Origin of the sequence: Pantoea sp. Cy-639 (assembly GCF_011752525.1) — a bacterium.
In the GTDB taxonomy this organism is placed as follows: domain Bacteria; phylum Pseudomonadota; class Gammaproteobacteria; order Pseudomonadales; family Pseudomonadaceae; genus Aquipseudomonas.
In genome coordinates this window covers 16762-28442 of sequence record NZ_VWXI01000029.1, presented here as the reverse complement: position 1 = coordinate 28442, position 11681 = coordinate 16762, and the positions used below count along the sequence as shown (strand labels likewise).

11 protein-coding genes are annotated in these 11681 nt (G+C 65.8%); 8 read left to right on the top strand and 3 right to left on the bottom strand.

All coding sequences use genetic code 11. The features are described 5' to 3' along the window. The 8 genes from F3J43_RS23170 to F3J43_RS23135 form a co-directional block, all read left to right on the top strand. Nucleotides 1-1245 (top strand): chemotaxis protein CheA (locus F3J43_RS23170; RefSeq protein WP_166892749.1); only part of this gene is annotated, 1245 nt, incomplete at its 5' end. Between the two features lie 45 nt (nt 1246-1290). Continuing rightward, nucleotides 1291-2415: a protein-glutamate methylesterase/protein-glutamine glutaminase gene (locus F3J43_RS23165; RefSeq protein ID WP_166892746.1), complete on the top strand. Its 1125-nt coding sequence runs from the start codon at nt 1291-1293 to the stop codon at nt 2413-2415. Then, nucleotides 2415-3155: a flagellar motor protein gene (locus F3J43_RS23160; RefSeq protein WP_166892743.1), complete on the top strand. Its 741-nt coding sequence runs from the start codon at nt 2415-2417 to the stop codon at nt 3153-3155. Before F3J43_RS23165 ends, F3J43_RS23160 begins: the two co-directional genes overlap by 1 nt. Before the next feature lie 3 nt (nt 3156-3158). Further along, on the top strand, nt 3159-4016 hold the full coding sequence (gene motD / locus F3J43_RS23155; protein ID WP_166892740.1) for a flagellar motor protein MotD: 858 nt from the start codon (nt 3159-3161) through the stop codon (nt 4014-4016). A 78-nt stretch (nt 4017-4094) separates the two neighbouring features. Next, nucleotides 4095-4883, top strand: coding sequence for a ParA family protein (locus tag F3J43_RS23150; RefSeq protein WP_166892738.1), 789 nt, complete (start codon nt 4095-4097; stop codon nt 4881-4883). Then, the gene (locus F3J43_RS23145; RefSeq protein WP_166892735.1) at nt 4883-5806 is read left to right on the top strand and encodes a CheW domain-containing protein; all 924 of its coding nucleotides are present in this window, start codon (nt 4883-4885) and stop codon (nt 5804-5806) included. The genes F3J43_RS23150 and F3J43_RS23145 overlap by 1 nt, the downstream gene beginning before the upstream one ends. Nucleotides 5807-5873: 67 nt before the next feature. Then, nucleotides 5874-6353: a chemotaxis protein CheW gene (locus F3J43_RS23140; RefSeq protein ID WP_003254393.1), complete on the top strand. Its 480-nt coding sequence runs from the start codon at nt 5874-5876 to the stop codon at nt 6351-6353. Nucleotide 6354: 1 nt separating this feature from the next. Then, complete coding sequence (locus F3J43_RS23135) at nt 6355-6750, top strand: DUF2802 domain-containing protein (RefSeq protein WP_166892732.1); 396 nt, start codon at nt 6355-6357, stop codon at nt 6748-6750. A gap of 43 nt (nt 6751-6793) precedes the next feature. Here the strand turns inward: F3J43_RS23135 and F3J43_RS23130 are convergent, their stop codons facing one another. From F3J43_RS23130 to fliK, 3 genes are all read right to left on the bottom strand, one after another. Beyond that, nucleotides 6794-9547, bottom strand: coding sequence for a dermonecrotic toxin domain-containing protein (locus tag F3J43_RS23130; RefSeq protein ID WP_166892729.1), 2754 nt, complete (start codon nt 9545-9547; stop codon nt 6794-6796). Between the two features lie 74 nt (nt 9548-9621). Continuing rightward, the gene (locus tag F3J43_RS23125) at nt 9622-9963 is read right to left on the bottom strand and encodes an EscU/YscU/HrcU family type III secretion system export apparatus switch protein (RefSeq protein WP_166892727.1); all 342 of its coding nucleotides are present in this window, start codon (nt 9961-9963) and stop codon (nt 9622-9624) included. Beyond that, nucleotides 9960-11528, bottom strand: a complete 1569-nt coding sequence (fliK, locus tag F3J43_RS23120) for a flagellar hook-length control protein FliK (protein ID WP_166892724.1) — start codon at nt 11526-11528, stop codon at nt 9960-9962. The genes F3J43_RS23125 and fliK overlap by 4 nt, the downstream gene beginning before the upstream one ends. Nucleotides 11529-11681: the final 153 nt, after the last annotated feature.

Here is an 11681-nt window from a genome sequence, read left to right as displayed (position 1 = left end):
GGCGCACCGGCCGCCGCCAAGCCTGCCGCGCCTCGCGCACCCGCGCCGGCCGCCGACAAGCACGGGGCCAGCGAGGCGGAAACCACGGTGCGCGTCGATACCGCACGCCTGGACGAGATCATGAACATGGTCGGCGAGCTGGTGCTGGTGCGTAACCGCCTGGTACGCCTGGGGCTGAACAGCGGCGACGAGGCCATGTCCAAGGCCGTGTCGAACCTCGACGTGGTCACGGCCGACCTGCAGACCGCGGTGATGAAGACCCGCATGCAGCCGATCAAGAAAGTCTTCGGCCGCTTCCCGCGCCTGGTCCGCGACCTGGCACGCCAGCTCAAGAAAGAGATCAACCTGGAGCTGGTCGGTGAAGAGACCGACCTCGACAAGAACCTGGTCGAGGCCCTGGCCGATCCGCTGGTGCACCTGGTGCGCAACGCCGTCGACCACGGCGTCGAGATGCCCGACGAGCGCGAGGCTTCCGGCAAGGCGCGTACCGGTCGCGTGGTGCTGTCCGCCGAGCAGGAAGGCGACCACATCCTGCTCTCGATCTCCGACGACGGCAAGGGCATGGACCCGAACATCCTGCGCGCCAAGGCCGTGGAAAAAGGCCTGATGGACAAGGACGCCGCCGATCGCCTGAGCGAGTCGGACTGCTACAACCTGATCTTCGCCCCGGGCTTCTCGACCAAGACCGAGATCTCCGACGTGTCCGGCCGCGGCGTGGGCATGGACGTGGTGAAGACCAAGATTTCCCAGCTCAATGGCTCGATCAACATCTTCTCGGCCAAGGGCCAGGGTTCGAAGATCGTCATCAAGGTGCCACTGACCCTGGCGATCATGCCGACGCTGATGGTGATGCTGGCCAACCAGGCCTTCGCCTTCCCGCTGGTCAACGTCAACGAGATCTTCCACCTCGACCTGTCGCGGACCAACGTGGTCGACGGCCAGGAGGTGGTGATCGTCCGCGACAAGGCGCTGCCGCTGTTCTACCTCAAGCGCTGGCTGGTCCAGGACCAGGAGCACGAGGAGCAGCACGAGGGGCATGTGGTGATCCTGTCGGTCGGTACCCAGCGTATCGGTTTCGTGGTCGACCAGCTGGTCGGTCAGGAAGAGGTGGTGATCAAGCCGCTGGGCAAGATGCTGCAGGGGACTCCGGGCATGTCCGGCGCCACCATCACCGGTGACGGGCGCATCGCGCTGATCCTCGACGTTCCGAGCATGCTCAAGCGTTACGCCGCGCGGCGTATTTGATTTCGCTGGCGCGCCCTGCTGGGTGCGCCGCCTAATGGAGTGTTTATGGCAGTCAAGGTCCTGGTGGTGGATGATTCCGGTTTCTTCCGCCGCCGCGTCTCGGAAATTCTCTCGGCGGACCCGACGATCCAGGTCGTGGGCACCGCGACCAACGGCAAGGAGGCGATCGACCAGGCGTTGTCGCTCAAGCCCGATGTCATCACCATGGACTACGAAATGCCCATGATGGACGGCATCACCGCGGTGCGGCACATCATGCAGCGCTGCCCGACGCCGGTGCTGATGTTCTCCTCGCTCACCCATGAAGGCGCCCGGGTCACCCTCGACGCGCTGGATGCCGGTGCGGTGGACTACCTGCCGAAGAACTTCGAGGACATCTCGCGCAACCCGGAGAAGGTCAAGCAGTTGCTGTGCGAAAAGGTCCACACCATTTCCCGCAGCAACCGCCGCTTCAGCGCCTATTCCAGCCCGGCACCGGCTGCCGCGCCAGCCCCGAGCGCCAGCCATGCGCCGGCCAGCAGCTTCGCCGCCAGCGCCCCGGCACGCACGCCGGTGCCGAGCCGTGCCGCCGCGCCTGCCGCGACGCATTCGCCGGCCCCCAAGCGCAAGCCGTACAAGCTCGTCGCCATCGGCACCTCCACCGGTGGTCCGGTGGCGCTGCAGCGTGTGCTGACGCAACTGCCGGCCAACTTCCCGGCACCGATCGTGTTGATCCAGCACATGCCGGCCGCTTTCACCAAGGCCTTCGCCGAGCGCCTGGACAAACTGTGCAAGATCAACGTCAAGGAAGCCGAGGACGGTGACGTGCTGCGCCCGGGCCTGGCCCTGCTGGCCCCCGGTGGCAAGCAGATGATGGTCGACGGTCGTGGCACGGTGAAGATCCTGCCGGGTGACGAGCGCCTGAACTACAAGCCTTGCGTGGATATCACCTTCGGTTCGGCGGCCAAGTCCTACGGCGACAAGGTGCTCTCGGTGGTGCTCACCGGCATGGGCGCCGACGGCCGCGAGGGCGCGCGCCTGCTCAAGCAGGGCGGCAGCACCGTATGGGCCCAGGATGAGGCCAGCTGCGTGATCTACGGCATGCCCATGGCCATCGTCAAGGCCAACCTGGCCGACGCGGTGTACAGCCTGGACGAGATCGGCAAGCACTTGGTCGAGGCCTGCGTCTGATGGATGTCCTCAGCCTTATCGGCCTGATCCTCGCGTTCGTCGCCATCGTCGGCGGCAATTTCATCGAGGGCGGCCACGTCGGTGCGCTGATCAACGGCCCTGCGGCCCTGATCGTGCTGGGCGGCACGCTGGCGGCGGCTCTGCTGCAGTCGCCGCTGTCGGCGTTCAAGCGTGCCCTGCAGATCGTGCGCTGGATCTTCTTCCCGCCGCGGGTCGACCTGGCCGGCGGCATCGACCGTGTGGTGAACTGGAGCCTGACGGCGCGCAAGGAAGGCCTGCTGGGCCTGGAAGGCGTGGCCGACGCCGAGCCTGATCCCTATGCGCGCAAGGGCCTGCAGTTGCTGGTCGACGGCGCCGAGCCGGAAGCCATCCGCAGCATCCTCGAAGTCGACTTCCTGACCCAGGAAGCCCGCGACATCCAGGCGGCCAAGGTGTTCGAAAGCATGGGTGGCTATGCGCCGACCATCGGCATCATCGGCGCGGTGATGGGCCTGATCCACGTGATGGGCAACCTGGCCGATCCGTCGCAGCTGGGTAATGGCATCGCCGTGGCCTTCGTCGCCACCATCTATGGCGTGGCCAGTGCCAACCTGGTGCTGCTGCCGATCGCCAACAAGCTCAAGGCGATCACCCTGCGCCAGTCGCGCTACCGCGAAATGCTCCTCGAAGGCCTGTTGTCGATCGCCGAAGGCGAGAACCCGCGTTCGATCGAGCTGAAGCTGCAAGGCTTCATGGAGTAAGCCATGGCCCGCCGTCGTCATACCGAGGAACATGAAAACCACGAACGCTGGCTGGTGTCGTACGCCGACTTCATTACCTTGCTGTTCGCCTTTTTCGTGGTCATGTACTCGATCTCCTCGATCAACGAGGGCAAGTACAAGGTGATCTCGCAGGCGTTGCTCGGGGTGTTCAACGACCCCGAGCGAAGCATGAAGCCGATCCCCATCGGCGATGAGCAGCCGCTCAGCGTCAAGCCGGCCGAGCCGCTGATCAAGGACAGCGAGCAGACCGACGCGGGGCTGGCGCAGACCAACGTCGATCCGCTCAAGACCATCAGCGACGATGTGCGTGATGCCTTCGGCGACCTGATCAAGTCCGACCAGATGACCGTGCGCGGCAATGAGCTGTGGGTCGAGATCGAACTCAACTCGTCGCTGTTGTTCGCCAGTGCCGACGCCATGCCCAGCGACGTCGCCTTCGAGATCATCGAGAAGGTGGCGAAGATCCTCAAGCCGTTCGCCAACCCGGTGCACGTCGAGGGCTTCACCGACAACCTGCCGATTCGCACCGCGCAGTACCCGACCAACTGGGAGCTGTCGTCGGCGCGGGCGGCGAGCATAGTCCGCCTGCTGGCGATGGAGGGGGTCAACCCGGCGCGCATGGCCTCGGTGGGCTACGGTGAGTACCAGCCGGTAGCCAGCAACGACACTGCCGAAGGCCGCGCGCGCAACCGGCGCGTGGTGCTGGTGATCTCGCGCAATCTCGAGGTGCGTCGCAGCCTGACCGGCAGCGGCAGCGCCAACGCAACACCCGATGCGGCCATGCGGCGGGCTGGCACACAAAGTGCACCAGCCACGCCAGCACCGTCGACCGGGGGCTGAATCCGTCAAAACCCCGTCACTGAATTTCACACCGTTCCCGGCAGGGCAGGCGGCCGAACCGGGAGGAAGCAACGCACGATGAGAGTCTGGGCAGTAGCCAATCAAAAGGGTGGCGTCGGCAAGACCACCACCACCATCGCCCTGGCCGGCCTGCTAGCCGAGGCGGGCAAGCGCGTGGTCGTGGTCGACCTCGACCCCCACGGCTCGATGACCAGTTACTTCGGGCACAACCCTGACGCGCTCGAGCACAGCTGCTACGACCTGTTCCTGCACAAGGGCGCGGTGCCCGAGGGGCTGCCGGGCCAGTTGCTGCTGCCGACCAGCGACGAACGCATCTCGCTGCTGCCGTCGAGCACCGCACTGGCGGTGCTGGAGCGCCAGTCACCGGGACAGAGCGGCCTGGGCCTGGTGATCGCCAAGAGTCTGGCGCAGCTGTGGCAGGATTTCGACTTCGCCCTGATCGACAGCCCGCCGCTGCTCGGCGTGCTGATGGTCAATGCCCTGGCTGCCAGCCAGCAGCTGGTGATCCCGGTGCAGACCGAGTTCCTTGCGGTCAAGGGCCTGGAGCGCATGGTCGGCACCCTGGCCATGGTCAACCGCTCGCGCAAGCAGGCGCTGCCGTACCAGATCGTGCCCACCTTGTTCGACCGTCGCACCCAGGCCTCCCTGGGCACCCTGAAAGTGCTGCGCGATACCTATGGCGAGCAGGTCTGGCAGGGCTACATCCCGGTCGACACGCGCCTGCGCGATGCCAGCCGAAACGGCGTCACACCGTCGCAGTTCGATGGCAAGAGTCGCGGCGTGGTGGCCTACAAGGCGCTGCTCAAGCACCTGCTCACCTACCGCTCCGCGCTGCAGGTGGCCTGATGAGCAATCCGGCCGGGCATATCGCCACCAAACCGCAACTGGCGCTGCAGTCCTACCTCGATGGGTTGCTGCAGGAGGCCACCGAGTCCTTCGACTTGCCCCAGGAGCCCGAGATAGCGCTGCCCTCGCCGAGCGAGGAGGCGCCCAGCGACGAGTTCGAAGCCGCGGTTCGCGAAGAGCAGGCCCGTGATGCCCAGCGTCAGGTCGAGCCCGTCGCCGTGGCCGCGCGACCGTTCGCCGAGCCGCAGCCCAAGGTCCTGCCCACCGTGCTGTCACCTGTGGCCGAGCCGCTGGTCGAGGCCGTGCCTGTGGCCGAAGCCAGCCGTCCGCTGCCGTCCGCCGTGGCGGCAGGGGCGCAAGCCGATGCGCAGGTGATCGAGCCGGTCGCGCCGCTGGTCGATGTCCATCTGCCGGCGCCGGCCTCGCCGGTACCGCCGGCCACCATTGACGGTCGCCCGTCCTGGGCCGCAGAGCCGTTCGAGTGCCTGCTGTTCGACGTCGCCGGCCTCACGCTGGCGGTGCCGTTGGTGTGTCTCGGCTCGATCTACACCTTGGCCGGCCAGGAGCTGACACCGCTGTTCGGCCAGCCGGACTGGTTCCTTGGCATCCTTACCTGCCAGGCGGGCAACCTCAAGGTGCTGGACACCGCGCGCTGGGTGATGCCCGACCGTTACCGCGACGACTTTCGCCAGGGCCTGCAGTACGTGATTTCCGTCCAGGGCTATGAATGGGGGCTGGCGGTGCACCAGGTCAGCCGCTCGCTGCGCCTGGACCCGAACGAGATCAAGTGGCGCAGCCAGCGCGGGCAGCGCCCGTGGCTGGCCGGCACGGTGATCGAACACATGTGCGCGCTGCTCGACGTCGCCGCGCTGGCCGAGCTGATCGCCAGCGGTGCGGTCAAGCAGCTGAACACCAAACACTGAATCAACGCCGCTACTGCCGCGGCTACACAGAGCACACCGCCGAGGGCGGGCTTAGAGGGCTAGGGGAATGAAAAAGTCGTCTGCACAAGGTTCCGAAGATCCGATCCTGCAATGGGTCACCTTCCGTCTGGACAACGAGTCCTACGGCATCAATGTCATGCAAGTGCAGGAAGTCCTGCGCTACACCGAGATCGCCCCGGTACCGGGGGCGCCTAGCTACGTGCTGGGCATCATCAACCTGCGCGGCAACGTGGTGACGGTGATCGACACCCGCCAGCGCTTCGGCCTGATGCCCACCGAGGTCACCGACAACACCCGCATCGTCATCATCGAGGCGGACAAGCAGGTGGTCGGCATTCTCGTCGACAGCGTCGCCGAGGTGGTGTACCTGCGCCAGTCGGAGATCGAGACCGCGCCGAATGTCGGCAACGAAGAGTCGGCCAAGTTCATCCAGGGTGTGTGCAACAAGAACGGCGAACTGCTGATCCTGGTCGAGCTGGACAAGATGATGACCGAGGAAGAGTGGTCCGAGCTGGAGAACATCTGAGTTGATCTTCGAGGTTGCTGTCATCTTCCTGGCGCTGCTCTGGGCGCTGAGCCTGTGGTTCTTCCTCAACTACAGCAAGCGCCAGCGCGAGCTGGCCGCCCAGCAGGCCCAGGGCGATGCCCTGCGTGACCAGCGCATCAAGGACCTGGCCAAGCGTCTGGACGACTACCAGAACGGCACCGTGCGCATGGGCGAGGCCATCCACGAACTGCGCGCGGTGGTCGCGCCGTTGCCCGAGAAGCTGCAGCAGCTCGAGCAGCGCGATCCCAACAGCGTCACCTTCACCCAGGCCGCCAAGCTGGTCGGCATGGGCGCCAGCGTCGAGGAACTCACCCAGAGCTGTGGCCTGACCCAGGCCGAGGCCGAGCTGATGAGCAAGTTGCATCGCGGCGAGTGATGGACCGGCAAAGGCGACCCCAGGGTCGCCTTTCTTCTGTCTGTCAGGTTCTGGCCCAGGAGTGGTTGCCACCGACCCTGGCAAAGCGGTTCAGCGGCAGCAGTTGGCGCAGCGCGGCCTGGTAATGCTCAAGGTTGACGAACTGCCAGGAATTGATCCGCGGCATGGTGTAGAGATTCATGATCTGGCGCAGGGTGCGCAGGTCGGGCAGGCGCTGGTCGACCACATCGGTGAGCAGTGCCGGGCCGGTCAGCCGACTGAGACGGCTGGCATAACGGTAGAAGCCCGCCGGGTCCTCGGCGAGGTCGGGCTTGCTGTCGTAGAAGTCCTGGGCATCCTGGTAGCGCAGGTACATTTCCTCGGAGATGGCTTCCAGGGTCGGATTGCCAGCATGGCTGCCAATCAGGCTGGTGTTGTACAGGCAGTTCATGCTCATCTTTTCGTTGGACATTGGTGGTGCCAGCAGCAGGCCATCCGCAGGGACGTGCAGTTCGACCAGGTCGATGGCTTGCGCTGGATTGCCGAGTGCCTGGCCATTGACCGTCAAGGGCGGTTCGCCGGGCGCCAGCAACTGGTCATCCACATCCATGTACAGGCCGCCTTCATGGTGCAGCATCGGATAGCGCAGCACATCCGAGGCAGAGGCGTAGTTGGTGGCGACTCCGCCATTGCCGTCTAGTGCCGCCTGGTACTGGGCGTGGTACTTGCTTTGCTGGAACGTCCGGAAGAACACCTGCTCCTCAAGCGGCAGCACGTTAAGGGCGGGAGCTTGCTCGGTGAGCAGGCGCAGGTTCTCGGCATACACGACGGGCGAGGCGCTGGACAGGAACAGGCGCAAGCCGTAGGGGCTGTCCTGCAGGCGTGCGGCATTGCTGGCCAGGTTGGCCCTGAGGGCAGGGCTGATGACCTTGTCGCCGACCCACAGGCAAGATATCTGCTGCGGGATCGGCGAGCTGCCGGCGGCCCTTGCCGGCATTTGTACCGGTAGTGGCAGGTCGATACCCAGGGCACGCAGGCTACGGGTGCGCATGGCATCGGTGACTAAGCGCGGGCGAGGAGCAGGGACAAGGTTGGCGCTGCCCGGGCGGGCAATGTAGCCGACAGGCTCGACCTCGTTGAGCGCCCCCTCATGGATGAACACATCGCGCTCCATGTCATAGATCACGCGAGCATTGTAGCTATCGATCCGGGTGTCCAGGTTGTCGGGAGTGCCATCGTACTTGGGCACCCGAACCACTGAGTCGGCGATGGCCTGATCCCCTTCGGGCAAGGGGGCGATGGGGTCGTGGACATGGAAGTAGGGCGCTACATCGATGTCCGGCAGGTGCATGGGCCCCACCGGGCTCAACGGATAGCCGATCCCATCGTTGAGACGGCTGGGGGTGACGAAGCCGTCGGCTTTGAACTCAAACAGTGACTTGCCGCGGATGGCGCCGTGCACAGCCAGCGGCAGTGCATTGAACAGGCCCCAGGCGATGTTGCCGACGCCGTCCTGCCTTTGTGCCAGGGAGCGGCCATTGATCGCGGCATCCAGCCCAAGCCCCAGTTGCGCTATGCCACCAAGCGCCAGCAATGGCGCCAGTCCGGGGATAACCAGGGACAGCGGCGCCAACAGGTTGAGCGTTGCGTTCAGGTAGCCGCGCCAGCGCGCCATGGTGACCTCGCTGTTGCTGGTGATGATGAAGTCGGCGTCGTCATAGGTGCGTTGCCGTCGGCGTTCAGCCATGGCCTGGAACAGGTCGCCGGTGATCTTCGGGTTGTACTTGCCGGGTCGATAGTTCACATAGGTGCGTGGCGACCAGGTGCCGTCGTCGTTGAAGAAGCCGTGCTCGGGTGGCAGCCGGTGCGATGCCGGGTAGGCGCCAAGCCCTTCCAGCGCGGTATCCAGGCCGCTGAAGTCCAGGCCTTGCGGGCCATCGGCCAGGCGGAAGTACTGTTTCAGCGCTGTGCGCTTCGCCGGATCCCGGCACTGCTGGCCGACCCAGTCCTTCATCGCGGTTTCACTGGCGAACGTCAGGAACGGCGAGCTGTTACCGGGCAGATAGAGCACTGTCAGGTCGTTGCTGGCATCGTTGATGTACAGTGCATCGGTGGCGGCATAACCGTAGATGCTCAATGTGCTCAGGCGCAGCTTGCGTCCGCGCGGCAGCAGCCCGGCAGCGCGCCACACCAGCCTGCGCGCGGCGTCGTCGAGGCTGCCCGCGTCGACCTGGCGGTTGCAGGCGGCGATGAAGTTGAGCTTGCAGGACAGGCGGTACTGCGCCATGTGCGACTGCCAGTAGGTATCCAGCAGCGAGCGATAGCGGGTATGTATGTCCAGCGTCTCGATATGCTGCAGCAGGTGTTCGGCGCGGATCGGCACCAGGGTGCTCTGGTCGTAGCGCGGCGAGTCGCAACGTTGGAACAGGCCATTGAACACCTGGTACCACGCACCGTTGTCCAGCAGCGGCTGTGGCGGCAGGTGCTCGACGATGCAGATCGGCCCCTGGGGCAGGTTGCCGGCCCAGGGCTGGCGGAACACACCGCCGAACAGATCGTTGGCGGATTCGCCTTGCCAGTTCATCAGCACGGCCTGGACCAGCGGCACGCGCTGGGTGACGACTGCCAGGGGCGTCTGCAGGTATGGGGTATGCACGTGCAAGGTCACCACCTCGATCTGCTCGGGCTCCAGGTGCACGTGCTGTTGCAGCAGCCAGGCCTTGATGGCGTTCCTGGCTTCCAGGTCCGGCCGCGGAATGCTGGCCAGGTGGTCGCGGACGTATTGCACGCCAGCGGTGTTGATCCTGCTTGTGGGCATGTTGCGCTCCTTGCCGTGGGAAGAGTGGCAAGGCTGAGCGATCACTGGGGGCCGATGGCGGTACTTGTTGCTGCCTAAGGGGCATCGCCGGGCGGCAGTTGCAGCAGCACCGGGGTGATGTCGCGCTCGGGCGCCGGTTCATCGCTGAAACCGACCGGCACCTTGCCGCGCAACTGCCAGGCGAAGGCGATGATCTCGGCGATGGTCAGGTACAGCGCCTCGGGGATCTGCTCGCCCAACTCAAGGCGCGCCAGCAGGCGTACCAGTTCGGCGTTTTCGTAAATCGGCACTTCATGTTCGCGGGCGATGGCGAGGATGGCTTCGGCCAACTCGTCGTCGCCCTTGGCGCTGAGGGTCGGTGCCTGAGCGCCGTCGTAGCTCAGGGCGATGGCCTGGCGGGGTTGCTTGTATTTCATGCGGTTTCGTCCACCCAGCGTTGTTCCAGGCGTGTGCGCGGGCCCTGCGGCGGGGTGCCGGGATGGCACTCCAGGTCGCCGACATCCAGGCCACGGGCCAGCAGGCGTTCACGCAGGGTGCCTAGCTGGCTGTCGATCAGGCGTGCGGTCTGTTCGTGCTCGGCCCATAGCTGGCCGGACAGGCGGCCCTGCAGCAGTTGCGCCTGGACTTGCAACGGGCCCAGCGGTGCCAGGTCGAACGCCAGCTCGATGCGCCACAGGGCCTCCAGTGGCTCGCGCGGCTCGCGTTCACGCTCTGCTTGCTGCTCTGGCGTTTCTTCGCGTTGCAGTTTCACTTGCAGGGGAATGAACTCCTGGCCGTGGCGGACCGGTATCTCGGTCTGCCAGGTGGTCTGCTGGTTGCCATTCTCCAGGGTGCCGGTTTGCTGCAGGCTCGACAGCGAGTGGCTCTGCAGCCGGGAAATAGCCGCAGCAGCCAGGCGCAGCAGCTGTTGCAGGTCGGCGCTGTCTTCCAGGCTCTGCAGCAGGCGCGTGGGCAATGGGAAGGCGCCTGGCATCTGTCGGGGGCTGACCTGACCGAGCATGCCTAGCGCGTTGCGCGCCAGCCCGGGCAGCACCCGGGCCAGGGTGCTGGCCAACTGCGCAGGGTTGAGCGCGGTACTGCCAGGCGCCTGCGCCGAGGCTTGCGCGACGAGCCTGAGCAACTGGGCCTTCAGGTCGGGTGCCAGGCTGGCGACCTGGCTGCCCAGCAGCTTGGCCTCGAGGAATGCGCCACTGCTATCCAGAGCCTGGGCCAGGCCTTTGGCATCGCTCACCTGGCGGGCATCGGGCAGGCTGGCCAGCAGGCGTTCGGCGCTGGCGCGCAGCTCGACGCCGGCATCGGGCGAACTGGCGATCTGCTGCAAGGCATTGAGCACTCCCGGCAGCGAGGCTTGCTGGGTTTGCTGGTTGGCCAGGAGCTGGGCCACGGCCAATTGGTCCTGGCGCCCGCTCAAGGGGACGAAGCGCAGCGACTGATCGCTTTGCACCAAGGCGCTGAGCAGGCTGCCGACGGGCAGCGGGCGCGGGCTGTCGATGCGCAGGGTGGCGCCGGCCTGGCTGCTGTTGAGCAAGCTCACCAGGGAACGGAAGCTGGCGATCTCGCCGCTGGCCTGCGGCAACGCCTGGCTGGTCAGGACCTTGCCCTGCAACAGGGTGCCGACCGGTACCTGGCTGGTGTCGAGGCGGGTAAGGGTGGCGATGTTGCTGGCATTGGCCTGCTGTACCAGCACCGCCAGGCGGCTGCTGTCGGTCTGCATCACCGAGACCTGGCTACCGGGGGGCAGTGGCTGGCTGGCGCTGGCCTGCAACTGGGCCTGGTTGCCGTTTGGCAGGTTCAGGCGCAGCAGCATCTGGAAGTCCTGGCCGACCTGGCGCAGCGACATGACTTCGGCGCGAGCCGTCTCGCCCGAGGCCAGCAGGCCGGGCTGCGGTTGCAGCAGGCGCAGCAGCTCGCCGGTCATGGCGGCCTTGGCCGCCTGGGGGCTTAGCGCAGTTTGTGCGCCGAGACTATTGATTTCAGTCATGATTGTATACAACCTGTCGAACCCGCCCTCTTGGCAGCGGGGCCGCGCATGTAATAATGCCGGCCGGCCGCCACTGCCAGTATAACGGCAGGGTAGGGGGCGACTTGAGATACCGGGCGTGCGATTGGCATCGATGCCAGCGCGGGCCCGAAC